Annotated in this window: 21 protein-coding genes and 1 riboswitch; of the genes, 11 read left to right on the top strand and 10 right to left on the bottom strand. The window is 71.9% G+C overall.

The genetic code is table 11. From position 1 onward, the window contains the following. Nucleotides 1-23: 23 nt before the first annotated feature. Nucleotides 24-965, top strand: coding sequence for an ROK family glucokinase (locus E6R60_RS22125; RefSeq protein WP_136328363.1), 942 nt, complete (start codon nucleotides 24-26; stop codon nucleotides 963-965). Between the two features lie 78 nt (nucleotides 966-1043). Then, entirely contained in the window at nucleotides 1044-1838 is a 795-nt protein-coding gene (locus E6R60_RS22120) for an endonuclease/exonuclease/phosphatase family protein (RefSeq protein ID WP_136328362.1), read from the top strand. A gap of 845 nt (nucleotides 1839-2683) precedes the next feature. On the opposite strand, the gene E6R60_RS22115 is transcribed toward E6R60_RS22120, so the two are convergent. Beyond that, complete coding sequence (locus tag E6R60_RS22115; protein ID WP_136328361.1) at nucleotides 2684-3346, bottom strand: hypothetical protein; 663 nt, start codon at nucleotides 3344-3346, stop codon at nucleotides 2684-2686. Beyond that, on the bottom strand, nucleotides 3339-4118 hold the full coding sequence (locus E6R60_RS22110) for an alpha/beta fold hydrolase (RefSeq protein ID WP_136328360.1): 780 nt from the start codon (nucleotides 4116-4118) through the stop codon (nucleotides 3339-3341). Before E6R60_RS22110 ends, E6R60_RS22115 begins: the two co-directional genes overlap by 8 nt. A gap of 196 nt (nucleotides 4119-4314) precedes the next feature. Between E6R60_RS22110 and E6R60_RS22105 the strand changes: the two genes are divergently transcribed. From E6R60_RS22105 to E6R60_RS22085, 5 genes are all read left to right on the top strand, one after another. Beyond that, nucleotides 4315-5067 carry a lysophospholipid acyltransferase family protein gene (locus E6R60_RS22105; protein WP_206309483.1) on the top strand — a complete coding sequence of 251 codons (753 nt, stop codon included), beginning with the start codon at nucleotides 4315-4317 and terminating at the stop codon, nucleotides 5065-5067. A 37-nt stretch (nucleotides 5068-5104) separates the two neighbouring features. Further along, nucleotides 5105-6331, top strand: coding sequence for a DUF5931 domain-containing protein (locus E6R60_RS22100; protein WP_136328359.1), 1227 nt, complete (start codon nucleotides 5105-5107; stop codon nucleotides 6329-6331). Further along, nucleotides 6328-7023, top strand: a complete 696-nt coding sequence (locus tag E6R60_RS22095) for a response regulator transcription factor (protein ID WP_136328358.1) — start codon at nucleotides 6328-6330, stop codon at nucleotides 7021-7023. The genes E6R60_RS22100 and E6R60_RS22095 overlap by 4 nt, the downstream gene beginning before the upstream one ends. Before the next feature lie 110 nt (nucleotides 7024-7133). Continuing rightward, on the top strand, nucleotides 7134-8162 hold the full coding sequence (locus tag E6R60_RS22090) for a 6-phosphofructokinase (protein WP_136328357.1): 1029 nt from the start codon (nucleotides 7134-7136) through the stop codon (nucleotides 8160-8162). Nucleotides 8163-8275: 113 nt separating this feature from the next. After that, nucleotides 8276-9280: a 2-hydroxyacid dehydrogenase gene (locus tag E6R60_RS22085; RefSeq protein ID WP_136328356.1), complete on the top strand. Its 1005-nt coding sequence runs from the start codon at nucleotides 8276-8278 to the stop codon at nucleotides 9278-9280. A 22-nt stretch (nucleotides 9281-9302) separates the two neighbouring features. Here E6R60_RS22085 and E6R60_RS22080 read toward each other — a convergent pair whose 3' ends face one another. After that, a complete protein-coding gene (locus E6R60_RS22080; RefSeq protein ID WP_136328355.1) occupies nucleotides 9303-11195 on the bottom strand; it encodes an anthranilate synthase family protein in 1893 nt (630 codons plus the stop codon). A gap of 246 nt (nucleotides 11196-11441) precedes the next feature. Continuing rightward, the gene (locus tag E6R60_RS22070) at nucleotides 11442-14288 is read right to left on the bottom strand and encodes an N-acetylmuramoyl-L-alanine amidase (protein WP_136328354.1); all 2847 of its coding nucleotides are present in this window, start codon (nucleotides 14286-14288) and stop codon (nucleotides 11442-11444) included. A 158-nt stretch (nucleotides 14289-14446) separates the two neighbouring features. Here E6R60_RS22070 and E6R60_RS22065 point away from each other — a divergent pair, with 158 nt between their 5' ends. After that, nucleotides 14447-15793, top strand: coding sequence for a 3-deoxy-7-phosphoheptulonate synthase class II (locus E6R60_RS22065; RefSeq protein ID WP_168713661.1), 1347 nt, complete (start codon nucleotides 14447-14449; stop codon nucleotides 15791-15793). A 169-nt stretch (nucleotides 15794-15962) separates the two neighbouring features. Further along, nucleotides 15963-16280 carry a (2Fe-2S)-binding protein gene (locus E6R60_RS22060; protein WP_136328352.1) on the top strand — a complete coding sequence of 106 codons (318 nt, stop codon included), beginning with the start codon at nucleotides 15963-15965 and terminating at the stop codon, nucleotides 16278-16280. A 21-nt stretch (nucleotides 16281-16301) separates the two neighbouring features. Here E6R60_RS22060 and bfr read toward each other — a convergent pair whose 3' ends face one another. After that, on the bottom strand, nucleotides 16302-16781 hold the full coding sequence (gene bfr / locus E6R60_RS22055) for a bacterioferritin (RefSeq protein ID WP_136328351.1): 480 nt from the start codon (nucleotides 16779-16781) through the stop codon (nucleotides 16302-16304). A 154-nt stretch (nucleotides 16782-16935) separates the two neighbouring features. Here bfr and E6R60_RS22050 point away from each other — a divergent pair, with 154 nt between their 5' ends. Next, nucleotides 16936-17568, top strand: a complete 633-nt coding sequence (locus tag E6R60_RS22050; protein ID WP_136328350.1) for a sulfite oxidase-like oxidoreductase — start codon at nucleotides 16936-16938, stop codon at nucleotides 17566-17568. Between the two features lie 40 nt (nucleotides 17569-17608). Here E6R60_RS22050 and E6R60_RS22045 read toward each other — a convergent pair whose 3' ends face one another. From E6R60_RS22045 to thiO, 5 genes are all read right to left on the bottom strand, one after another. Then, nucleotides 17609-18466, bottom strand: a complete 858-nt coding sequence (locus E6R60_RS22045; protein WP_136328349.1) for a deoxyribonuclease IV — start codon at nucleotides 18464-18466, stop codon at nucleotides 17609-17611. Between the two features lie 170 nt (nucleotides 18467-18636). After that, nucleotides 18637-20550, bottom strand: coding sequence for a Stk1 family PASTA domain-containing Ser/Thr kinase (pknB, locus tag E6R60_RS22040; RefSeq protein WP_136328348.1), 1914 nt, complete (start codon nucleotides 20548-20550; stop codon nucleotides 18637-18639). Nucleotides 20551-20730: 180 nt separating this feature from the next. Next, nucleotides 20731-21525, bottom strand: a complete 795-nt coding sequence (locus E6R60_RS22035; RefSeq protein ID WP_136328347.1) for a thiazole synthase — start codon at nucleotides 21523-21525, stop codon at nucleotides 20731-20733. Between the two features lie 2 nt (nucleotides 21526-21527). Continuing rightward, nucleotides 21528-21758, bottom strand: coding sequence for a sulfur carrier protein ThiS (gene thiS / locus E6R60_RS22030; protein ID WP_136328346.1), 231 nt, complete (start codon nucleotides 21756-21758; stop codon nucleotides 21528-21530). Continuing rightward, nucleotides 21755-22933 (bottom strand): glycine oxidase ThiO, encoded by a 1179-nt coding sequence (gene thiO, locus E6R60_RS22025; protein ID WP_136328345.1) that lies wholly within the window; start codon nucleotides 22931-22933, stop codon nucleotides 21755-21757. Before thiO ends, thiS begins: the two co-directional genes overlap by 4 nt. Continuing rightward, nucleotides 22931-23043, bottom strand: a riboswitch (TPP riboswitch). Its footprint overlaps the gene before it by 3 nt. 213 nt (nucleotides 23044-23256) lie before the next feature. Here thiO and E6R60_RS22020 point away from each other — a divergent pair. Continuing rightward, on the top strand, nucleotides 23257-24429 hold the full coding sequence (locus tag E6R60_RS22020) for an FAD-dependent oxidoreductase (RefSeq protein ID WP_136328413.1): 1173 nt from the start codon (nucleotides 23257-23259) through the stop codon (nucleotides 24427-24429). Nucleotides 24430-24462 lie beyond the last annotated feature (33 nt).

Here is a 24462-nt window from a genome sequence, read left to right as displayed (position 1 = left end):
GCTCGACCGAAACTGAGGGATTCATGGGACTCACCATCGGCGTCGATATCGGCGGCACGAAGATCGCAGCTGGAGTGGTGGACGAAGAGGGCCACATCCTCTCGACCTTCAAGGTGCCGACCCCGCCGACGGCCGAAGGCATCGTGGACGCCATCGCGGCTGCGGTGTCCGGCGCGAGCGCGGGACACCCGGTCGAGGCGGTCGGCATCGGCGCGGCCGGATACGTCGACGACAAGCGGGCCACGGTGCTGTTCGCACCGAACATCAACTGGCGGCACGAGCCGCTGAAGGACAAGGTCGAGCAGCGCGTCGGCCTGCCGGTGGTCGTCGAGAACGACGCCAACGCCGCGGCCTGGGGCGAATACCGCTTCGGCGCGGGCCAGGGCCACGAGGACGTCATCTGCATCACGCTGGGCACCGGCCTCGGCGGCGGCATCATCATCGGCAACAAGCTGCGCCGCGGACGCTTCGGCGTGGCCGCCGAGTTCGGCCACATCCGGGTCGTCCCCGACGGTCTCCTCTGCGGCTGCGGCAGCCAGGGCTGCTGGGAGCAGTACGCCTCCGGCCGCGCCCTCGTGCGGTACGCGAAGCAGCGAGCCAACGCCACCCCGGAGAACGCCACGATCCTGCTCGCGCTCGGCGACGGCACGGTCGAGGGCATCGAGGGCAAGCACATCAGTGAGGCCGCCCGGCAGGGCTGCCCGGTGGCCGTCGACTCGTTCCGTGAGCTGGCCCGCTGGGCCGGCGCCGGACTGGCCGACCTCGCCTCGCTCTTCGACCCGTCCGCGTTCATCGTCGGCGGCGGCGTCTCGGACGAGGGCGAACTCGTCCTCGACCCGATCCGCAAGTCGTTCCGGCGCTGGCTGATCGGTGGCGAGTGGCGCCCGCACGCCCAGGTGCTCGCGGCCCAACTGGGCGGCAAGGCCGGTCTGGTGGGCGCGGCGGACCTGGCCCGGCAGGGCTGATCCACCGGCCACGGAAACCACCGACGCCCGCCGCGCCCCTCTCGGGGAGCGGCGGGCGTCCGCCGTATCGTGAACTCCATGGCCATGATGTCCCTGCCAGACTCCCGCACCGAGCAGGACGGCTCGGCCGTCGTCAGAGTGCTCAGCTACAACGTCCGCTCGATGCGAGACGACTGCGCGGCGCTCGCCCGCGTCATCGCGGCCTGCGCACCCGATCTGGTCCTCGTGCAGGAGGCCCCGCGCTTCTTCCGCTGGCGCAAGGCCGCCGCCCGGCTCGCCGCCCGCAGCGGCCTGGTGGTCCTGGGAGGCGGCGCCACCGCGGCCGGACCCCTGTTGCTCTGCTCACTGCGCGCCACGGTGGAGCGCACCGAGGACATCCTCCTGCCGCTCACCCCGGGACTGCACCGCCGAGGCTTCGCCACCGCGGTGGTCCGGGTCGCGGGCGCCAGGTTCGGCGTGCTGAGCTGCCACCTGAGCCTTGAGCGCGCGGAACGCCTCGCCCAGGCCGAACGGCTCCTGGAGACGGTGGACGCGATGGGCGTCGACCACGTGATCGTGGCCGGCGACCTCAACGACGTACCGAGCGGGCGGGCCTTCCGGCTGCTCGCCGGGCGCCTCCAGGACTGCTGGGCGGTCCGGCCCCGGGGCGGTGAGCACACCTTCCCGCCGCACGACCCGCACAAGCGGATCGACGCCGTCTTCGCGACCGGCGGCATCGAGGTGCTCGGCTGCGGGGTGCCCACGGGGCTGCCCGGGGTCCGCGAGGCCGACCTGCTGGCCGCGACCGACCACCTGCCGGTCCTGGCCGCGCTCCGCGTGCCGGGTTCCTCGCGGGGCGGCGGGGTGGAGTCCTCAATCGCCGGACGGGCTTGATCGCTGCGGGTGCTCCGCGGGGTGGCGGTGCTCCGGCGGGCCGGTTCCGTCCTCAGGCGCCGGACGGGCTTGGTGTGTGCGGGTCCTCCGCGTTGCGCGGGGTTCCGTCCTCAATCGCCGGACGGGCTGGGGGGTGCGGTTGCGCGGTGTTGTGCGGGCCTTTGCCTCTGTCCGGTGGGTGGGGGTGGGGTCCCTCCGGGGAGACTCCTCAGAAATGGCATGTGCGGCCCGGCGGGAAAAGAACCGGAGTCGTACGCCATTTCCTGCGGGGACTCCCCTGCACGCCCCCACCCGGCATCAGTCGCGTGTGCACACCGGCCCTGCGACTGCCGCAGACGCAAGACGGGCAGGGTTCGGGGGCGTGCAGGGGAGTCCCCGCAGGACGACGAACACCGACCCGGGTCCGCTGCGTACCCGCCGAACGTTCGTCGTCCGAGGAGACGCCCCGGAGGGACCCCGAACCCCCACCCACCGGACACGGGCGCAAAACCTCGCGGAGCACCCGCACCACCCAAGCCCGTCCGGCGTTTGAGGACGGAACCCCGCGCCCCGGACAGGGGCAACCATGAAAAGGCACCGCCCCCCGCAGGGGACCCGCACCGCCCAAGCCCGTCCGGCGTTTGAGGACGGAACCCCGCGCCCCGGACAGGGGCAACCATGAAAAGGCCCCGCCCCCCGCAGGGGACCCGCACCGCCCAAGCCCGTCCGGCGCTTGAGGACGGAACCCCGCGCCCCGGACAGGGGCAACCAAAACAAGGCACCGCCCCCCGCAGGGGCCCCGGGCCCCGGACAGGGGCAACCACGACAAGGCGTCGCCCCCCGCAAGGGGCGCCGCGAGGGTCTGGTCAGACCACCGCGCCGCGGCCCGGGTCGTCGCCGTCCTCGTCGTCGTGTTCCATCCGGGCCACCAGCGTCGCGAAACCGCCCAGGAAGCCGCCGACGCCGACCGTGGTCAGCCACCAGGTCATCTCCCACTGGAGCAGCACCGCCAGGAGCAGCAGGACGGGGCCGCCGATCACCGCGAGCCAGGCGAACTTCGACGTGACGTCGGCCTCCGGCAGCGGCGGCGGCTCCGGCGGCACGAAGTGTCCCTCGCCGGTGTCGTCGCCCTCGACGGGCTCCGCCGGCTCGTAGTCGCGCGGGCCGCCGACGCCCGGAGCGAAGACCACCGAGCTGCCGAGCGGCTTCTCCGGCGGCTTGGGCGGCCGCTTGCCGATGCCCTTGTCCGGGTCCAGCGCGGTGGTGTCCTCCTCCGGGAGGGCGAGGTCCTCGATGGACCGGAAGGGCCTGGCGCCCGGCGGGTCCGGCGGTTCCTGCCCGTACCCGGCGACGATCGCCTTCCAGACGGCGTCCTCGTCGACCGGGCGCTCGCCGTCCGCCCCGCCGGGCGTGGCCGGGGTCTCCGGCGCCGGCGCACCGCCGTCCTCGTCGGGGACGGGCGCTCCCCCGGCGGGGAGCGGCTCCCGCTCCTCCTCGCTGCCTGTGCGCTCCGCGTCGTGCTCAGCCACCGGACGTGCTCCCCTTCGTTCCGACGCTCGGGGCGAGGCGGCCGATGAACGAGTAGCTCTCGTCGAAGATCCGCTCCGCATCGTGGTCCAACGTCGCGACGTGGTAGCTCTGTTCCAGCAGGATCTCCTCGACGTCGGTCGAGGACACCCGGCTCAGGATGCGGGCGGTGTCGGCGGGCGGCACCACATGGTCCTGCGGGCTGTGCAGCAGCAGGATCGGCTGGGTCACCTGGGGAAGCTCGGCGTCGACCAGCCGGAAGAACTTCCGCACCGAGTACGCCGCGTGCAGCGGCACCCGGTCGTAGCCCAGCTCGTGGGAACCCTCCAGCGCGATGTCGCTCGCCAGCCCCTTCGTGCTCGGCACCAGATGGCGGACGATCGGCAGGGCGTGTGCCGCGAGACCGTGCACCTTGTTGGCCGGGTTGACCAGCACCAGGCCCCGTACCGCGTCGCCGTGCTTGGCGGCCAGCCGCAGCGACAGCGCGCCGCCCATCGAGAGCCCGAACACGAAGACTTGCTCGCACCGCTCCACCAGCGCCCGCAGTTCCCGGTCCACCTCGGCGTACCAGTCCTGCCAGCCGGTGACCTGCATGTCCTGCCAGCGCGTGCCGTGCCCGGGCAGCAGCGGGAGCGAGACCGTGAGCCCGCGCTCCGCCAGATAGTCGGCCCAGGGGCGCAGCGACTGCGGGGAGCCGGTGAATCCGTGACAGAGGAGGACGCCGACCTCTCCGCCCTCGTGGCGGAACGGCTCGGCTCCAGGAAGGACCGGCACCGGGGTCTCCTGTTCGTGAGGCTCGAAAGGGGAGCGAAAGGGGGAGTGCGGAAGGATTACTTCACCGTACGCGACCGGGCCGACACCGACCAGGGCCGTCACCGGCCGGGGCCGCGGCGTCCCGCCCGTGCCGGGCGGGAACGCGGGCGGCCGCACGGGTTAAGGTCTGTCGGACAGCACACAGGAGGCACCCGAGTTGATCTACGGCGCTATGAAGTTCTCCATCGGCGGGTCTCTGAAGCTCGCCTTCAGGCCGTGGGTGGAGGGCCTGGAGAACGTTCCCGCGCAGGGACCCGCGATCCTCGCCAGCAACCATCTGTCGTTCTCCGACTCCTTCTTCCTGCCGGCCGTCCTGGACCGCAAGGTCACCTTCATCGCCAAGTCCGAGTACTTCACCGCGCCCGGGGTCAAGGGAAAGCTCACCGCCGCCTTCTTCAAGGGCGTCGGACAGCTGCCGGTGGACCGCTCGGGCGCCCGCGGGGCCGGTGAGGCGGCGATCAAGGCCGGCATCGAGGTCATCGAGAGCGGCGGCCTGTTCGGCATCTATCCGGAGGGCACCCGGTCGCCCGACGGCCGCCTCTACCGCGGTAAGCCCGGCGGCCTCGCCCGGGTGGCGCTCGCCACCGGCGCGCCGGTCATTCCCGTCGCGATGATCGACACGGAGAAGATCCAGCCCCCCGGCCAGGTGATGCCCAAGCTGATGCGCCCGGGGATCAGGATCGGCAAGCCGCTCGACTTCAGCCGCTACCACGGCATGGAGGGCGACCGCTTCATCCTGCGCTCGGTCACCGACGAGGTGATGTACGAGATCATGAAGCTCTCCGGCCAGGAGTACGTCGACGTCTACGCGACCGCCGCGAAGCGGCAGCTCGCCGACGAGGCGAAGCGACGCGCCGAGGCCGCGAAGAAGACGCCGTCAGGGACGGAAGCGGACCGCCACGACGCCTGAGGGCGCGAGGGGTTCGCCGGGGGTGGGGGAGAACAGCATGGCCAAAGGTGTGCGTGTGGTGAGGATGTCGGTGGAGCAGCCCTTGTGGCGTGCCCTGACCGCGTACCGCATCCTGACGATGCTCTACGCGATCCTGCTCGCCGCTTTCGGAGGCGAGAAGTACGAGCGGTCGTGGGTGGCGGTCGTCTTCCTCGCGGCCATGGCCGTCTGGACGCTCGTCACCCTGCCGAAGGTGGCGGGCGCCGCGGCCTGCACCAAACGCTTCCTGGGCGCGGACCTCACGCTCGCGCTCATCGGCATCCTCGTCACCCCGCTCGCCGACTTCCAGGCCCAGCACGTCGACGGTCCGACGCTGCCGTCCATCTGGACCGCCGGTTCCGTCCTGGCGTTCGCCATCAAGGGCGGCTGGCGGTGGGCGGCGTTCGCCTCCACCTTCGTCGCCGTCGCCAACCTGATCGAACGCGGCGCACCCAGCCGCGACACCCTGCACAACGTCCTGCTGGTCTGGGTCGCGTCCATCGCCATCGGATACGTCGTCGAGGTGGCCCGCGCCAGTGAGCGCACCCTCGCCCGCGCCCTGGAGATCGAGGCCGCCACCCGTGAGCGCGAGCGCCTGGCCCGGGACATCCACGACAGCGTGCTCCAGGTCCTCGCCATGGTGCAGCGCCGCGGCGCCGCGATCGGCGGCGAGGCCGCGGAGCTCGGCCGGATGGCCGGGGAGCAGGAGGTCGCCCTGCGCACCCTGGTCTCCAGTGGCCTGGTGCCTCCCACCCGCGTCTCCGAGGACGCGGCCGAGGGTGCCGTGGTGCGGACCGTCGAGACGGACGACGACGAGACCGACGCCCCGGCCGTGACCGATCTGCGCGCCCTGCTCGCCCCGCACGCCGGATCCCGGGTCACCTTCGCGGAGCCCGGCGCGCCGGTGCTGCTCACGCCCGCGGCGGCCGGGGAGCTGGCGGCGGCGGTCGGCGCGGCCCTGGACAATGTCCGGGTGCACGCGGGGGAGGACGCCCAGGCGTGGATCCTGGTCGAGGACTGGCCGGACGAGGTGATCGTCACGGTCAGGGACGACGGGCCCGGGATCCCGGAGGGCCGGCTCGCCCAGGCCGAGGGCGAGGGCCGTCTCGGCGTCGCCCTGTCGATCCGCGGGCGGCTGCGCGACCTGGGCGGCACCGCGGAACTGATCTCGGTCCCCGGCCAGGGCACCGAAGTCGAATTGAAGGTACCGAAGATTTCACGGGGGAAGGCGGGTTCAGTCCGATGAGCGCAGCAACCGAAGAGGGCGCCGGGCAGCAGCGGCCCATCAGGGTCATGGTGGTCGACGACCACCCGATGTGGCGCGACGCCGTCGCCCGCGACCTCACCGAGAACGGCTTCGATGTGGTGGCGACCGCGGGCGACGGCCCGCAGGCCGTGCGCCGGGCCGGGGCCGTCACCCCCGACGTCCTCGTCCTCGACCTCAACCTGCCCGGGATGCCGGGCGTCCAGGTCTGCAAGGAACTCGTCGGAGCCCAGCCCGGGCTGCGGGTCCTGGTGCTCTCCGCGAGCGGTGAGCACGCCGACGTCCTGGAGGCGGTCAAGTCCGGTGCCACCGGCTATCTGCTGAAGTCGGCGAGCACCCAGGAGCTCACCGACGCGGTCCGCTCCACGGCCGTCGGCGACCCCGTCTTCACCCCCGGCCTCGCCGGACTGGTGCTGGGCGAATACCGCAGGCTCGCCTCCGAGCCCGCACCCGTCGCCCCCGACGAACCGAAGGCCCCGCAGCTCACCGACCGGGAGACCGAGGTGCTGCGGCTGGTCGCCAAGGGCCTCTCGTACAAGCAGATCGCCGAGCGGCTGGTCATCTCGCACCGCACCGTCCAGAACCATGTCCAGAACACCCTGGGCAAGCTCCAGTTGCACAACAGGGTGGAGCTCGTGCGGTACGCCATCGAGCGCGGACTCGACGACGCCTGAGGTCAATTCCCGCGCATTGCCCGGGAATTGACCATCCCGCCCATCCCGGAGTGACCTGGATCACCCTTAGCGTGGAGCTGAGTGAGCTCACTTCGGCGAAGGGATGCTTCATGCGGGTCGGAGTACTGACCGGGGGCGGCGACTGCCCCGGGCTCAACGCGGTCATCCGCGCCATCGTCCGCAAGGGCGTGCAGGAGTACGGCTACGACTTCATCGGCTTCCGCGACGGCTGGCGGGGAGCGCTGGACGGCAGGACGGTCCCGCTCTCCATCCCGGCGGTGCGCGGCATCCTGCCGCGCGGCGGCACCATCCTCGGGTCCTCGCGCACCAACCCGCTCAAGGCCGATCACGGGGTCCGCCGGATCAGGGAGAACCTCGCCGCGTACGAGGTCGACGCACTCGTCACCATCGGCGGCGAGGACACCCTCGGCGTGGCGGCCACCCTGTCCGACACCTACGGCATCCCCTGTGTCGGCGTACCCAAGACCATCGACAACGACCTCTCCGCCACCGACTACACCTTCGGCTTCGACACCGCCGTCGGGATCGCGACCGAGGCCATCGACCGGCTGCACACCACGGCCGAATCCCATATGCGGGTCCTTGTGGTCGAGGTGATGGGCCGCCACGCGGGCTGGATAGCGCTCCACTCCGGGCTGGCCGGCGGCGCCAACGTCATCCTCATCCCCGAACAGCGCTTCGACGTCGACCAGGTCTGCGGCTGGGTGGACTCCCGGTTCCGGGCGAGCTACGCACCGATCGTGGTGGTCGCCGAAGGGGCCGCGCCCGCGCAGGGGGAGATGGTGCTCAAGGACGGCTCGCAGGACTCCTTCGGCCACGTCCGCCTCTCCGGCGTCGGCGAGTGGCTGGCCAAGGAGATCGAGAACCGCACCGGCAAGGAGGCCAGGACCACCGTCCTCGGCCACGTCCAGCGCGGCGGCACCCCGAGCGCCTTCGACCGCTGGCTGGCCACCCGCTTCGGCCTGCACGCCATCGAGGCCGTGCGGGACGGCGACTTCGGGAAGATGGTCGCTCTGCGGGGCACGGACATCGTCCGGGTGCCGATCGCGGAGGCCACCGCCCGGCTCAAGACGGTCGACCCGGCGCTCTACGCGGAGGCGGGGATCTTCTTCGGCTGAGCGGCGCCCCCGGCCGGGCCGCCGTATATTCGCGAGGACCGGCCCCGCGGGGCCCGCTCCCGGAGCGGGTCCCGCACCCGGGCCCTTCGTTCGGACCATTCGCGGGAGACGTCGTGGAAATCCTGGCCTTCGGTGTGCAGTCCGACGAGAAGCCGCTGATCGAACAGGCCTTCGCGGGGAAGCACGAGGTGCGCTGCCTGGACGTCTTCCTGAACCGGGACACCGCCCCCATCGCGGCGGGCCACGAGATCATCTCCACCAGCGTCAACGCCGACCTGGGCGGCCAGGTCCTGCAGACCCTCGCGGCCGGCGGGACCCAGATGATCGCCCAGCGCTCCACCGGCTTCAACAACATCGATCTGGACGTCGCCGCCCGCCTCGCCCTGCGGGTCTCCCGGGTCTCCTGGTACTCGCCGCACTCCGTCGCGGAATTCGCCTGGACCCTCGCCATGGCCGTCAACCGCCGCGTGGTCCGCGCCACGACCCGCACCCGGGACTTCGACTTCCGCCTCGACGGCCTCCTCGGCCGGGACATGCACGGCCGCACGGCCGGCGTCATCGGCACCGGCAAGATCGGCGAGTCCTTCACCCGTATCGCCCACGGCTTCGGCATGAACCTGCTCGGCTGGGACATCGCCGAGAATCCCGCCTGCGTCGAGCTCGGGATGCGGTACGTCGACAAGGAGCAGCTCCTCGCCGAGTCCGACCTGATCAGCCTGCACGTCCCGCTGCTGCCCTCGACCCACCACATCATCGGCAAGGAGGCGCTGGCCCGGATGAAGGACGACGCGATCCTGGTCAACTCCAGCCGAGGCGGACTCGTCGACACGAGGGCCCTGGTCCAGGAGTTGAGGGCGGGCCGCTTCCTGGGGGTCGGACTCGACGTGTACGAGGCGGAGGCCGGGCTCTTCTTCCTCGACAAGTCGCTGGAGGGCGTCGACGACGACACCCTGGCCCGGCTCGTCACCTTCCCGAACGTCCTCGTGACCTCGCACCAGGCGTACTACACGGAGGACGCGCTGGCCCAGATCATCGCGGCCACCGTCCAGAACGTCGACGACTACCTGGCCGGCCGCCGCAGCGGCAACGTGCTGGTCCCGCCGCCGCCCGGGCCCTGACGGCCCGGGCGGCCCGCGGGCGTCAGCCCCGTACCGGAAGCCCCGCCAGCAGCTCGCCCACGATCGTCGACCCGCGCAGCGTCAGCACTGACTCGGGGTGGAACTGCACGGAGGCGAAGCCGTCCCCGCGCAGCGCGTGGAGCTCCCCGGTCGCCGGGTCCAGACTCGCCTCGATGCCGTGTGCCGCCAGTTCGACGGCCGCCGCGTCGTCGCAGCGCGCGGTGAAACTGTTGTAGAAGCCGACGGTCTCGGGGCGGCCGAACAGATCGATCCGGGTCTGCGCGCCCTGGTAGGGGACGGTCTTGCGGACGATGTCGAGCCCCAGCTCCGCCGCGATCAGCTCATGGCCCAGGCACACCCCGAGGAGCCCGTGCCGGTGGTCGCGTACGAGCTCCGCCGTCAGCGCCCGCAGCAGCCGCATCTTCGGATCGGCCTCGTCACCCGGGTCGCCGGGGCCGGGGCCGAGCACGACGGGGCCCTCGTGCGCCCGCACGGCCTCGCGCAGTCCCGGCTCGTCGTAGCGGCGCACCGACACCTCCAGACCCGAGGCGCGCAGCAGATGTCCCAGCATCGAGGTGAACGTGTCCTCGCCGTCGACGACCAGCGCGTGACCGGACAGCGCCTCGGTGCGCTCCTGCATCCGCAGCCAGAACGGCGCGAGCCCCTCCCGCCGTGCGTCCAGCGCCGCCCGCACCCGGGGATCGTCCGCCAGGTGCGGCCGCGCGCTCTCGGCCTGCGGCCGCCCCGGCCGCACGCCCAGGGCGGTCAGCACACCCGCCGCCTTGGCGTGGGTCTCGGCGACCTCGCTCTCCGCGTCGGAGTGGCGCACCAGGGTCGCCCCGACCGGCACCCGCAGCTCTCCCCGGGCCGAGATGTCGGCGGTCCGGATCAGGATCGGCGAGTCCAGCGTCTGCGTGCCGTCGGGGGCCCGCCGCAGCAGGGCCAGCGCGCCCGCGTAGTAGCCGCGCCCGCCGGACTCGTACCGCTCGATGACGCGGCAGGCGTTCTGGACGGGGGAGCCGGTGACCGTCGCCGCGAACATCGTCTCCTTCAGCACCTCCCGCACATCCAGCGAGGAGCGGCCGCGCAACTCGTACTCGGTGTGCGCGAGATGGGCCATCTCCTTGAGCCGCGGCCCGATCACGACCCCGCCCATGTCGCCGACGGTGCACATCATCTTCAGTTCCTCGTCGACCACCATGGAGAGCTCCTCGGTCTCCTTGCGGTCGCCGAGGAACGCCAGCAGGTTCTCGGCGGTAGGACCCTCGGCGGGGTAGCGGTAGGTGCCGCTGATCGGATTCATCACGACCGTCCCGCCGGACATCCGTACGTGCACCTCGGGGCTGGCGCCCACGAGCGTCCTGTCCCCGGTGTGGACGACGAACGTCCAGTAGGCCCCCCGCTCACCGGCCAGCAGCCGGCGGAACAGCGCGAGCGCGTCCGCCCGGCCGAAGCCCGGGATCTCGCCCCGGAAGGTCCGCCGGATGACGAAGTTCGCGCCCTCGCCCCGGCCGATCTCGTCCTCGATGACCCGCCGCACCGTCCCGGCGTACTCCTCGTCGGACACGTCGAACGCACCGCCCTCGACCCGTACCGCGTGGGCGGGCAGCGCGTCCAGCGTCTCGCCGAGGGGCAGCTCATGGGTCTCGTCCGCGACCAGCACGGACAGCGGGGTGCCGTCGTCGCGGACGTCGAAGCCGCGCTCCGCGATCTGCCGGAACGGCACCAGGGCGAGAGCGGGCCGCTCACCCACGGGGATGTCGGCGAGCTTGGCGGCCTCGCCGACCTGGCCGATCAGCACCTCGACGGTGTCGTGGTCGTGGCCGGGGGTGCGCCTGCGCAGCAGGGCGAAGGGCGGGCAGTCGTCGCCGAGGAGCTTCTGGACGAGCGTGTGGGCTGCGGTGTGCGGTGCCATCGGGGGTTGTTCCTTCCACTGGGATCAGCTGGGAGGAACGGCCCCGGACATGGGAAAGGCCGCCCCTCGGGCGGCCTCTGCGTCGGTGTGTGCGCGCAAATCAGTGGGCCGCCGGATGAGCGGTCCACCACCAGTTACGGGTCGAGTGCGCGAACATGCCCGAACCCTAACCCATGAACCGGACGCGAAGGGGCCCGTTCCACCCAATGGGCGGAACGGGCCCCTTCACCGGTCGGTCCGACGAGGTCAGACCAGCAGGTTGTAGATGCTCCAGCCGCCGCCGACCTTCGCCATCGGCGCGAACGGCTTGGCCATGTCACCCGTGGACCGGTAGTACCAGAGCACGCCCGAGGTGTCCCGGGCGATGAGGTCCGGGATTCCGTCACGGTTCAGGTCGCTCGGGCCGAGGAGGTCCTTGAAGACGCCCCAGCCCTTGCCGACCTGGGTGCGGGCGGCGTACGGCGCGGTCGCGCTGCCGGTGCCCTTGTAGAGCCACAGCACCCCGGACTTGTCCCGGGCGACCAGGTCCGCCTTGCCGTCGGCGGTCAGGTCGCCGGTGGAGACCAGCGTGTTGTAGACACTCCACCCGCCGCCGATCCGCGCCTTCGTCGCGAACGGCTTCGCCGGGTCGCCGGTGCCCTGGTAGAACCAGAGGACGCCGCCGGCGTCACGGGCGATCAGGTCGGCCTTGCCGTCGGCGTTCAGGTCGCGGGCGCCCCACATGCCGTTGTAGACACCCCAGCCGCCGCCCACCTTGAGGCGGGTCGCGAACGGCTTGTCCGGGTTGTTGCCGCCCCGGTAGTACCAGAGGTAGCCGCTCGTGTCGCGGGCCACCATGTCGCCCGTACCGTCGGCCCGCAGCGCCGTCATCGCGGTGATCGCGTTGTAGCCCTGCCAGCCCGGACCCACCCGGTAGCGGGTGTAGAACGGCGTCGTGGCGCTGCCGGTGCCCTGGTACTGCCAGAGCACACCGGCGGAGTCACGGCCCAGGATGTTGTAGCGGTTGGTGCCGGCGTCCGGCGCGACACTGGTGCCGGTCTGGACGTCGCTCGCCTTCACCCAGGCGAGGCGGTGGTTGTAGCGGATCGGGTAGAAGAGGTTCGTGCTCCCCTTCACCAGCGTGCGGTCGTTGGCCGCCGTGCCCGCGAACGTACCCGCGAACCAGTAATCGCCGGCCTGCGCCGGTCCCACCTGGGGATAGGCCTGACCTGCGGGAATGCTGTACTTGGTCAGCGAGTCGTTGTTCTTCGACTGCACCGGTACACCGGTGCCCGTGTAGGCCGCGTCCTCCGGGTAGGCGCGCCCGTACACCTGGATGGACGTCACGCCCGCCTTGGGCTTCAGCACCGGCTGGGCGGTCTTGGCGACCGGGTGGGTGAACTGGCCGCTCGGGTTGTAGAACCAGGCCTTCTGGCCGCCGTACCAGATGGCGGTCCAGTCGGTCCGGGCCTCGGCGACGACGTACTTGCCGCCCGCGACGACCTTGTTGCCCCAGTTGGGGCCGTCCGTGCTGCGCACATTGGGGATGTACGGGTCAGTGATCTTCGAAGCCGTCGTGGAAGGCGAGGTGTAGAGATAGCCGAAGTTCGTCGGCTGCTTGGCGACGGGAATCCCGTTGCCTGAAGAGTCGCTGCCGTACGTCAGCTCCGGCTGGTTCGCCGTGGTGAACGGGGGCACCACCGTGACGACCTGGCCGGCCTTGACCGGGCCGCCCGCGCCACTGGCGCCGGTCGGGGCGCCGATCAGGGACATGTAGTGGTTCCAGTCCCAGAAGGGGCCCGGGTCCCAGTGCTGGCTGGCTACGTTGCCGTCCAGCACGCCCGGTACCTCGTCGTGGCCGATGATGTGCTCACGGTCGAGCGGGATGCCGAACTTCTGGGCGAGGAACTTCACGAGCGCCGCGGACGACTCGTACTGCGGCTCGGTGTACCAGCTGCCCGACTTGATCGCGTAGCCCTCGTGCTCGATACCGACCGAGTGCATGTTCGCGGTCTTGTTGGCCGCGTGCCATGCCTCGTTCTTGGTCTCGACCATCTGGGTGACCAGACCGTCCTTGGCGCGGATCAGATAGTGCGCACTGGCGTAGGACGCCGGGTTCTGGAACGTCGCCAGCGAACCGTCGTAGCCACCCTCGGTGTCGTGGATGACGATGTAGCGGATGTCCTCGCCACTGGCCGGGCGGTCGGCGACGTTGTAGTTGCCGAAGTCGTCGGGGGTGCTGCTGTTCTGCTTGAACCCGGCGGGCCGGAAGTCGCAGTTCAGCCCGGACGGGCACTCCGGTGCGGGGACCGCGGTGGTGCTCGCGTTCGTCGCCGCCAGGGGCATGTTCGCGGGCTTGACCGGGACCACCGACGGGTCGGCGGGCAGCGAGAGCTGCTGGCCGTCCGCGGTGAGGGCGCTCTCGCCGCTCTTCACCGACTCGAAGACACGGTTGGCGAAGAGCGTGGCGCCCTTCGTGTCCGGGGCCTGGCTGTAGCGCGCGACGGCGGGGTACCACTTGCCGGCCTCGTCGGGCAGCGAGTCCGTGGCCTCGCGCTGGTACTTCGCGAGCAGCGCCGCGCCGGCGCGGATGCTCTGCTCCGTGTCGTCCTGCACCGCGGAGGCCGGCTCGTCGATCAGCTTCGCGGCCTCGTCGAGCGTGTGCAGCTCGGCGGCGTCGGTGTCGACCGGCTTCGGCAGACCGCGCAGGGCGCGCTTGGCGTCGAAGTGCTTCATCACGGCCGGGTCGCCGCTCATGTTGAGGTGCGCGAGCCGCTCGGCGTCCGTCGGCTGCTCGATGTCGTCCTCGGTGACCCGGGTCAGACCCATCACGTTGTACGCGCCGCTGGTGCTCGGCTCGCCGTCGTGGCTCTCCCAGCGCGTCTGACGGTAGGAGACCGCCATCAGCACGCTCTGCGGTACGTCGAACTCGGACGCCGCCTCGGCGAACTGCTTCTGCAGCTCGGCGGAGGCCGGCACCGCCTTCGCGTCGGTGGTGGCGGTGCCCTGCGAGGCCATCGCGAGCGTGCCGATGGCCGCCGTGGCGACTACCGCGGCGCCGGCCCCGTACAGCAGCCGTCGCTTCTTGAGGTCCCTGCGGTGATTCCGCTTCAAAGCCCCACCCCTGTGTGGTCCACGTGTTCAGTTCAGAAAGCCGTGAGGCTAGCAGGCACCGCTGTGCTCCTCGTCACTGACCGTGCCCCATGTCCGTCTCATCCGTTGAGCACCCGGAAAACAGGTGGACGCGACCCCGTAATGTGGGAGCCGTGACCGTGAACGCCAATACCTCCGTCGCCGGTGGCAACACCTGGCGAGACCTTCCCGCGGCGCAGCAGCCCGAGTACCCCGACTCCGAGGCCCTGCGCGATGTACTCGCGGACCTCGCGTCGTATCCGCCGCTCGTCTTCGCGGGCGAGTGCGACCAGCTGCGCGCCCGCCTGGGAGCCGTCGCCAAGGGCGAGGCGTTCCTGCTGCAGGGCGGTGACTGCGCCGAGGCCTTCGACGCCGTGTCGGCCGAGCACATCCGCGCCAAGCTGAAGACGCTGCTCCAGATGAGCGCCGTCCTCACCTACGCGGCCTCCGTGCCCGTCGTCAAGGTGGGCCGGATCGCCGGTCAGTACTCCAAGCCGCGCTCCAAGCCGACCGAGACCCGCGACGGCGTGACGCTGCCGACCTACCGCGGCGACTCCGTCAACGGCTTCGCCTTCACCGAGGCCGAGCGCATCCCGGACCCGGAGCGGCTGAAGCGGATGTACCACGCGTCCGCCTCGACGCTGAACCTCGTCCGCGCGTTCACCACCGGCGGTTACGCCGACCTGCGCCAGGTGCACGCCTGGAACCAGGACTTCGTGAAGTCGTCACCGTCCGGCCAGCGCTACGAGGCCCTGGCCCGCGAGATCGACAACGCGCTGAACTTCATGAAGGCGTGCGGCACGGACCCGGCGGAGTTCAAGGCCGTCGAGTTCTACGCCTCGCACGAGGCCCTGCTGCTGGACTACGAGTCGGCGCTGACCCGCGTGGACTCGCGGACCGGCCAGCTGTACGACACCTCGGCCCACATGGTGTGGATCGGTGAGCGCACCCGCCAGATGGACGGGGCGCACATCGAGTTCGCCTCGAAGATCCGCAACCCCATCGGCATCAAGCTCGGCCCGACGTCCACCGTCGACGAGGCCCTCGGCTACATCGAGCGCCTCGACCCCGAGCGCGAGCCCGGCCGGCTGACCTTCGTCGTCCGGATGGGCGCCGACAAGGTCCGCGACAAGCTCCCCGAGCTGGTCGAGAAGGTCACCGCCTCGGGCGCGACCGTGGCCTGGGTGACCGACCCGATGCACGGCAACACCTTCGAGGCGGCGTCCGGCCACAAGACCCGCCGCTTCGACGACGTCCTGGACGAGGTCAAGGGCTTCTTCGAGGTGCACAAGGGCCTCGGCACCCACCCCGGCGGCATCCACGTCGAGCTCACCGGTGACGACGTCACCGAGTGCGTCGGCGGCGGGCACGAGATCTTCGTGGACGACCTCCACCAGCGTTACGAGACGGCCTGCGACCCGCGGCTCAACCGCAGCCAGTCGCTGGACCTCGCGTTCCTGGTCGCCGAGATGTACCGGGACCAGTAGGCGTCACCGAACGCAGCGCACGTACGACTGTGGGGCACGGATCGATGTGATCCGTGCCCCACAGGGCGTTCCGGGGCTTTTGGCGGCCTTGAGCGGCGGGTAAGGTTAGGTTAGCCTCACCGATTAACGGGGCGGCACCCACGATCCATCCCGCCGGGAGGTGAACCGCATGTACGTCTGCTCGTGCTTCGGCGTTACGGAGCAGCAGGTCAAGAAGCATGCGGAAGAAGGCGCCTGTACGCCCCGCCAGATAGCCTCCGCCTGCAAGGCGGGGACCGACTGCGGCGGATGCGTCCGCACCATCCAGGCGATGCTCGGCCGCGGGGCCTGCGCGCGCGGTGAGCTGCTCGACCGGAAGCGGACGCCGGACGCCGCGGACCGTGTCACGGCCGGTACCGCTCCCGATGCCGCTCAGCGCATCGGCCCCGGCACCGGCCCCGTTCCCGGCATCCCCGCCCGGCCCCTCGCGTTTCCCGAGGCTGCCTGAGCCAGGGGGCGGACGGGCGGGTCAGCTCTCCGGCTGCTCGATCAGCTGCGCGATGTAGAGCGGCTCGCCCAGCTTCTCGACGAGTTCCAGCTGGGTGTCCAGGTAGTCGATGTGGTGTTCCTCGTCCGCCAGGATCGACTCGAAGATGTTCGCGGACGTGATGTCGCCCTTGTTGCGCATCAGCTCGATGCCGCGCTTGAGGCGGTCGATCGCCTCCACCTCGACCTGGCGGTCCGCCTGGAACATCTCGGTGACCGTCTGGCCCACCCGCACATGGAAGAGGCGCTGGTAGTTCGGCAGTCCGTCCAGGAAGAGGATGCGGTCGGTCAGGATCTCGGCGTGCTTCATCTCGTCGAAGGACTCGGAGCGCGTGTACTTCGCGAGCTTCGTCCAGCCGAAGTTGTCCTGCATCTTCGCATGCAGGAAGTACTGATTGATGGCAGTCAATTCGGCGGTCAGCTGTTCGTTCAGGAACTCGAGGACCTCGGGGTCGCCCTGCATCGCAGAGGCTCCTTCCAACCGGTGAACTGGGCACGTTGGCCGCATCCTCGCATCGCACCCGGTGAGCGTCCAGTAAGTGCACGCTTAGTATGAGTTGCCCGAATCGCCTCTGCCCTGGTCATGACCACCCCTGCCTGTCTGTCACCATGGAGTCATGGGTCAGCCGGAAAGCCGGGAACACCGCGCAGCAGAGCAGTCCGAGCTTCCGCCGGGACAGCGCCTGCAGCGTGGCTGGCCGGTTACCCATTACGGGCCGGTGCCCAAGTTCAAGCCGGACCGCTGGGAATTCCGGGTCTTCGGAGCCACCGCGGATGGCGACAAGCACTGCTGGAACCACCGGGAATTCTCCGCGCTGCCGTTCTCCTCGGTCGTCGCCGACCTGCACTGCGTGACCAAGTTCAGCATGCTCGGCGCCGAGTGGGGCGGAGTCCTCGCGCGTGACGTCGTGGCGCTCGCGCCCCCCGCGCCGCAGGTGACCCATGTGATGGTCTGGGCGGAGTACGGCTTCAGCTCGAACCTCCGGCTCGACGACTTCACCTCCGAGCGGTCCCTGTTCGCCACCCACAAGGGCGGCGAGCTGCTGACCGCCGAACACGGCTTCCCGCTCCGGCTCGTCGTCCCGCATCTGTACGCCTGGAAGGGGCCCAAGTGGGTCCGGGGCATCGAGTACATGACCGCCGACCGCCGTGGCTTCTGGGAGGAGCGCGGCTACCACAACATCGGCGATCCGTGGAAGGAACAGCGCTACTCCTACCAGGAGGAGCCCGGGGAGGGCCCCGAGCTCTGAAGGCGCCCCGGGGCACCGCCTCCCCGGCGCCCGGACCCGCTCAGCCCGCGCCGCGCAGCTCCTTCAGCCGGGCCACGTCGGCCGCATGGCCCTCCTTGCCGCCCGGAGTCTCGATGATCAGCGGAACGCCCTCGGTGGCCGGGTGGGAGAACAGCTCCCGGAACGGCTCCTCGCCGATGTGACCCGCGCCGATGTTCTCGTGCCGGTCCTTGTGCGCCCCGGTCACGTCCTTGGAGTCATTGGCGTGGATCAGCTTCAGCCGCCCCTCGCCGACCGTCCCCACCAGCAGGTCCAGGGTCTCCTTCATGCCGGCCGGGCCCGCCAGGTCGTGTCCCGCCGCGAAGATGTGGCAGGTGTCGAGACAGACGCCGAGCTTCGGATGGGCGTCGAGCGCGTCGAAGTACGGGCCGAAGTCCCAGGTGCGCGAGCAGAGCGAGAAACCCTGCCCCGCGGTCGACTCCAGCAGCAGGAACGGGTCGTCGTCGTGCGTCAGCTCGTCCAGCAGCGGCAGCATGTGGGTCCGCACCTGCGCCAGCGCCTCCTCCCGCGGCCGGCCGTTGGTCGCCGAGCCGGTGTGCACCACGACGCCCAGGGCACCGATCTCGCGCGCCCGGCGCAGCGAATGCCGCAGGGAGTCCACGGACCGCTCCACGGTCGCCGGGGTGTGCGAGCCGAAGTTGATCAAGTACGGGGCGTGGACGTACGCCGGTAGGGACTCGGTGGCGCACTCGGTCCGGAACAGCTCGTCCTGCACCGGGTTGCCGACCGGGGTCGCCCAGCCGCGCGGATTGGCCACGAAGACCTGGACGGCCTCCGCGCCCATCTCGCGCGCGTAGGGCAGGCCTGCCTTGGAGAGGCCGCCGGCCACCGGAATGTGGCCACCGACGGGGTTACGCATAGGGAGGGGTCCTGTCTGGAGTCCCGCGTCGTCCGCGCGGAGGGCGGGCGCAGCGGTGGTCGGCGCGTGCTGTCGGTGGGGGGCCGTAGGCCATGGGGGAGTCACCGGTCCTGCGGCCGCGCGCGGCGAGCGTGCGTGCCGGGGCGCGGACGCGGGACTCCGGACAGGACCTACAGCCCCTTGGTCCTGATGGTGATGGTGCTGCCCTCGGGGGCCTGGTCGCCGCCGTCGACGGACTGGCTCTCGATGGTGTCGCTGAAGGAGAGGAACGGGCGGTCGACCTTGACCTCGAACCCCGCGTCCTCCAGCTCGCCGCGGGCGTCGTCGACGTCCTTGCCGGTGACGTCCGGGACGTCGATCATCTGCGGGCCCTTGGAGACCGTCAGCGTGACGGTGTCTCCCTCGGCCGCCTCGGCGCCCTCCTCGACCGACTGGCGGGCGACGGTGCCCTCGTCCTCCGGCGAGTTGATCCTGCCGGGTGCGACGACGACCTCCAGGCCGGCGTCCTCCAGCTCCGCCGTGGCGTCGTCGACCGACTCGCCGGTGACATCGGGGACGTCGACCGGGCTCCCCTTGGAGACCACGAGCGCGACCGCGGAGTCCGCGTGGCGTTCGGCGCCCGCCTCGGGTTCCGTACGCACGACCTCGCCGGCGCTCACGTCGTCGCTGAACTCCTTGGTGACCATGCCGGGCACCAGGCCCCGCTTCTCGAGCGAGCGTCTGGCCCCGGCGAGCGCGACGCCGTGGACATCGGGGACCGTCACGATCTCCGGGCCGCGCGAGAGGACCAGCGAGACCGAGTCGTTGCCCCGGATCCGGGCGCCCGGCTTCGGGTCGCTGCTGATCACCTTGCCGCGCTCGACGGTGTCGCTGTAGGCCCGCCGCACGCCCTTCAGCTCCAGACCCTCGTCCGAGAGCCGTTCCCTGGCAGCCTTCTCCGTCTGGCCCAGCAGTGCGGGGACCCGGGTGAACTGCCCTGAGTTGATGTACCAGACACCACCGCCGACCCCCAGGACGAGCAGGACGGCGACGACCACCGCGACGACAGCGCGCGGCGGCCTCCCCCGGCGCGACGCCGTGCGGCGGGAGGGCGGCGGCTGCGGGGGCATCTCCAGCCGGCTCGTGTGGTGTGCGGTGCCCTGGTCCGCCGGGAGCACCCGCGGGATCACGCTCGTGCGGTCGTCGGCGCCGTCGCGCACCTCGGCCAGGGCCTGCGGCGGCACGGCGTCCAGCTGAGCCTCGCCGAGGCGGGCCCGGGCCACGCGGGCCTCCGCGAGCAGCGCCACGGCGTCGAACGGGCGGGCCGCGGGGTCACGGGCGGTGGCGCTCGCCACCAGCTCGTCGAGCACCGCCGCCAGGCCCGGGACGACGGCCGACGGGGCGGGCACGTCCTCGTTGAGGTGCTGGTAGATGACCTGGGCGGGGGTGTCCCCGGCGTGGGGCTTGCCGCCCGTCAGCATCTCGTACAGCACGACCCCGCACGCGTACACGTCGGCGCGGGTGTCGGCGGTGCCGTGCTCGATCTGTTCGGGGGCGAGATACGAGACGGTCCCCAGGATGGTCCCGGTGGTGTTCGTGACCGAGCCGACGGCACGGACCAGGCCGAAGTCGGCGACCTTGACCCGGCCGTCATCGCCTATCAGCACGTTCTCCGGCTTCATGTCCCGGTGGACGAAGCCCGCCCGGTGCGCGGCGCCCAGGGCGGCGAGCACCGGTTCCAGGATGTCCAGGGCGGCGCGCGGCTGCAGAGCGCCCCGCTCGCGCAGGACGTCGCGCAGCGTGCACCCCGCCACGTACTCCATCGCGAGGTACACGTACTGACCCTGGGCGCCCTGGTCGAAGACCGCGACCACATTGGGGTGCGCGAGCCGGGCCACCGACTTGGCCTCGCGGATGAAGCGCTCGACGAACGAGGCGTCGGTCGCGAGCGCCGGGTGCATCACCTTGAGGGCGAGCACCCGGTCGAGCCGGGTGTCCATGGCCCGGTAGACCGTGGCCATGCCGCCCACGGCGATGCGGGCATCGACGCGGTAGCGGCCGTCGAGCAGCTGCCCGACGAGAGGGTCCTGGAGGGTCGTATCCACGCAGCCGAGTCTACGAGCCACCGCGGACACGCCCGACTGGCCGGGACCGTACTGCAGCCGAGCCGTGACAGGGACATGCGATCCACCGCCCCGGAAGGGCCGCACCCCGGGGGCCGGGACGCGAGGGGCGCGAGGAGATGAGATCCGCCTCACGTACGGGGCGTACGGGCCGGCCCCGGTTCAGAACGCGGGCCGCTCCGGATCCAGCACCGCCCGCCCCGCCGTCGGCGAGGAGGCCTCGGCGAAGTGGCGGCGGGGGATCCGCCCCGCGCGGTACGCGAGCCGCCCGCCCTCCACCGCGTGGCGCATCGCGGCCGCCATCAGCTCGGGCTCCTGGGCCCGGGTCACCGCCGACGCCAGCATCACGGCCGCACATCCCAGCTCCATGGCCAGCGCCGCGTCCGACGCGGTGCCGGCGCCAGCGTCCAGGATCACGGGGACCCGCGCCTGCTCGACGATCAGCTGGAAGTTGTGCGGGTTGCGGATGCCCAGGCCGGAGCCGATGGGGGAGCCGAGCGGCATGACCGCCGCACACCCGACGTCCTCCAGCTTCCGGGCCAGCACCGGGTCGTCGTTCGTGTACGGCAGGACGGTGAAGCCGTCGTCCACCAGGGTCTCCGCCGCGTCCAGGAGCTCCACGGGGTCGGGCAGCAGGGTGCGCTCGTCCGCCACCACCTCCAGCTTGACCCAGTCGGTGCCCAGCGCCTCGCGCGCGAGCCGGGCGGTGAGCACGGCCTCGCCCGCCGTGAAGCAGCCCGCCGTGTTCGGCAGCACCCGGATGGAGAGGCGCTCCAGCACGGAGAGCACGGAACCCTGCACCGTCGGGTCCAGCCGGCGCATCGCCACGGTGGTCAGCTCGGTGCCGGAGGCGGTCAGGGACCGCTCCAGCACGTCCAGGCTGGGGGCCCCGCCCGTTCCCATGATCAGCCGGGAGCCGAAGACGGTGTCCCCGAGGGTGAAGAGGTCGTCGGACATGGTCAGCCTCCCTGGACCGCGGTGAGGACCTCGACCCGGTCCCCGTCGGTGAGCGTGGCCGCGGCCCACTGGCCGCGCGGGACGACGGTCTCGTTCAGGGCGGCCGCGACGCCCGAGGGCGCACCGGTCATCGAGGCGACGAGGGCGTCGAGGGTGGTGCCGTCGGCCACGGCGACCGGATCGCCGTTCACGGAGACGGTCACGGAGCCGGAGAGGGGCGCGGGCTCGGTCATGCGGGCTGCTCCTGACGTACGGGGGCGGCGGGTGAGAAACGGCCGGGGGAGAAGGGGCGGGCCACCTCGGGCAGCTCGCCGCCGGTCAGCAGCTGCGCCATGGCGTCCCCGGTCACGGGGGTGAGCAGCACCCCGTTGCGGTGATGGCCGGTGGCGAGGTGGAGGCCGGGCAGCGCGGTGCGGCCGAGCAGCGGGGCGTTGTCGGGGGTGGCGGGGCGCAGTCCGGCGAGGGTCTCGGTGAGCGGCAGCTCGGTGATGCCGGGCACCAGCTCGTGTGCGTCGCGCAGCAGCTCGTACACGCCGCCCGCCGTGACGGTGGTGTCCCAGCCCATCTCCTCGCTGGTGGCGCCGACGACCAGCTCGCCGTTCTCGCGCGGTACGAGATAGACGTGGCTGCCCCGGACCACGGCCCGCACGGTGCGGGAGAGGAAGGGCGCGTAGGCGGCGGGCACGGTCAGCCGCAGTACCTGGCCCTTCACCGGGCGGACCGGGGGCATGACGTGCTCGGGCACCCCGGCGAGCCGGCCGCTGAGGCTGCCCGCGGCGAGCACCACCTGATCGGCGGCCGGCTGCGTACCGTCGGCCAGTACGGCTCCGGTGGCGCGGCCGCCCGTGACCGAGAGCCGGTCGGCCCGTTGGCGGTGGAAGACGACCCCGGCCCGTTCGCACGCCGTCAGCAGCGCGGCGGCCAGCCGCCGCGGGTCGACCTGGTGGTCGCCGTCGACCCGCAGCCCGCCCCGGACGCCCGGTGCGAGCATCGGCTCCAGGCGGCGGCACTCCCGGCCGGTGAGCCACTCGGACTCAAGACCCGAGCGGCGGTGCAGGGCGTGGAGTTCGCGCAGATGGGCGCGGTCGTCGGCGTCGAGCGCGACGGCCAGGGTGCCGCAGGCGCGGAAGCCGACGTCCTGTCCGCTCGCCGCCTCCAGTTCGGCCGCGAACGCCGGATAGCGGGCGGCGGAGGCGAGGTTGAGGCCGAGCAGCGTCTCCTCGCCGTAGTGGAGCTCGGTGACGGCGGCCAGCATCCCGGCCGCGACCCGGGCGGCGCCGCCGCCCGGTGCGGGATCGGCGACCTCGGTGGCCAGACCGCGCTGAGCGGCCCGCCAGGCGGTGACCAGGCCGATGATCCCGCCCCCGATGACGAGGACGTCGGACCCGTTCGTACGGTGCGTGCGCATGGGCGTCCAGCCCCTCCCTTCGCCGGCATGACCCGGATCAGGTTCGTACGGTCGGAGGCCGTCCAGCCTCCCTCTCAGCCCGGTGCGTCCGGGCTCCCGCGAGTGATGTGCACGGCCACCCTAGACCGTTGCCCCGCGCCCCGGGCAAGGGAGCCGCAGGTGCGGGGGAGGCGTGCGGAGGCGAGGCGATCCGGGGGCGGGGATGCGGGAGCCCCTTACCTGACGAAGCGTCAGGTGCTTAAGGTGGAGGAGTGGACGAGCAGACCGGACAGCAGGAGACAGAGCCGCGGCACCGCCGCCGCGTCGTGATCGCCGGAGCGGGCATGGCGGGCGTGCAGACCGCCGTCGCCCTGCGGGAACAGGGCTTCACCGGCCCCGTCACGCTGATCGGGGCCGAACCGCATCAGCCGTACGACCGGCCGCCGCTGTCGAAGGCGGTCCTCCTGGGGAACGCCGAGCATTCGGCCTTCGACGTCGACTTCGAGGCCCTGGACATCACCCTGCGGCTCGGCCTCGACGTGACCGGGCTGCGCGCGGCCGACCATGAACTGGACACCCCGGACGGGCCCGTGCCCTACGACGTCCTGGTCGTCGCCACGGGAGCCGAACCCCTGGCGCTGCCCGGCTCCGAGGGCGTCCCGGGAGTCCATCTCCTGCGGACCCTGGACGACGCCGCCCGGCTGCGTCCGGTCCTCGAACAGCGGCACGACGTCGTGGTCGTCGGCGCGGGCTGGATCGGCGCGGAGTTCGCCACCGCCGCCCGCGCGGCCGGCTGCGCGGTCACGGTCGTGGAGGCCGCCGGCCGCCCGCTCGCCGGCGTCCTGCCCGCCGAGGTCGCCGCCCCCATGGCCGGCTGGTACGCCGAGGGCGGCGCCGGCCTCCTCACCGGCGCTCGGGTGGCCCGCGTCGAACCCGGCCGCGTGGTCCTGGCCGACGGCCGCGCGCTCCCGGCGGACGCGGTCGTCGTCGGCATCGGCGCACGGCCCGCCACCCGCTGGCTCGCCGGATCGGGGATCGAGCTCGGCCCGGACGGGTCGGTGACCGCCGACGCCTCGCTGCGCTCCTCGCTCCCCGACGTCTACGCGGTCGGCGACTGCGCGTCCTTCCCCTCGGCCCGGTACGGCGAACGGCTGCTCGTCCACCACTGGGACAACGCGCTCCAGGGGCCCCGCACCGTCGCCGCCGCCCTCACCGCCCGGGAGGGCGACGGGCTGCCGGTCTACGACCCCGTGCCCTACTTCTGGTCGGAGCAGTTCGGCCGCTTCGTCCAGTACGCGGGCCACCACGCGGGGGCCGACGCCCTGGTGTGGCGCGGTGATCCGGCCGAGCCGTCGTGGACGGTGTGCTGGCTGCGTGCCGGCGCGCTCGTCGCCGTACTGGCGGTCGGCCGTCCGCGCGATCTCGCGCAGGGGCGCAAACTCATCGAATCAGGGGTGGAACTCGCCCCCGAGCGGGTCGCCGACCCGTCCGTGCCCCTGAAATCGGCCGCCCTCTGACGGCCTGTCCGGCCCCCGTACGGTCGGCCCGGG

It is taken from the genome of Streptomyces sp. A0642, from assembly GCF_004795105.1.
In the GTDB taxonomy this organism is placed as follows: Bacteria; Actinomycetota; Actinomycetes; order Streptomycetales; family Streptomycetaceae; genus Streptomyces.
This window is presented reverse-complemented; position numbering and strand designations above follow the sequence as displayed.

Coding starts and splice junctions, on each gene's coding strand:
- E6R60_RS22125 (WP_136328363.1), top strand. CDS start 24: ATGGGACTCACCATCGGCGTCGATATCGGCGGCACGAAGATCGCAGCT.
- E6R60_RS22120 (WP_136328362.1), top strand. CDS start 1,044: ATGGCCATGATGTCCCTGCCAGACTCCCGCACCGAGCAGGACGGCTCG.
- E6R60_RS22100 (WP_136328359.1), top strand. CDS start 5,105: ATGGCCAAAGGTGTGCGTGTGGTGAGGATGTCGGTGGAGCAGCCCTTG.
- E6R60_RS22095 (WP_136328358.1), top strand. CDS start 6,328: ATGAGCGCAGCAACCGAAGAGGGCGCCGGGCAGCAGCGGCCCATCAGG.
- E6R60_RS22090 (WP_136328357.1), top strand. CDS start 7,134: ATGCGGGTCGGAGTACTGACCGGGGGCGGCGACTGCCCCGGGCTCAAC.
- E6R60_RS22080 (WP_136328355.1), bottom strand. CDS start 11,195: ATGGCACCGCACACCGCAGCCCACACGCTCGTCCAGAAGCTCCTCGGC.
- E6R60_RS22060 (WP_136328352.1), top strand. CDS start 15,963: ATGTACGTCTGCTCGTGCTTCGGCGTTACGGAGCAGCAGGTCAAGAAG.
- bfr (WP_136328351.1), bottom strand. CDS start 16,781: ATGCAGGGCGACCCCGAGGTCCTCGAGTTCCTGAACGAACAGCTGACC.
- E6R60_RS22050 (WP_136328350.1), top strand. CDS start 16,936: ATGGGTCAGCCGGAAAGCCGGGAACACCGCGCAGCAGAGCAGTCCGAG.
- E6R60_RS22045 (WP_136328349.1), bottom strand. CDS start 18,466: ATGCGTAACCCCGTCGGTGGCCACATTCCGGTGGCCGGCGGCCTCTCC.
- E6R60_RS22035 (WP_136328347.1), bottom strand. CDS start 21,525: ATGTCCGACGACCTCTTCACCCTCGGGGACACCGTCTTCGGCTCCCGG.
- thiS (WP_136328346.1), bottom strand. CDS start 21,758: ATGACCGAGCCCGCGCCCCTCTCCGGCTCCGTGACCGTCTCCGTGAAC.
- thiO (WP_136328345.1), bottom strand. CDS start 22,933: ATGCGCACGCACCGTACGAACGGGTCCGACGTCCTCGTCATCGGGGGC.
- E6R60_RS22020 (WP_136328413.1), top strand. CDS start 23,257: ATGGCGGGCGTGCAGACCGCCGTCGCCCTGCGGGAACAGGGCTTCACC.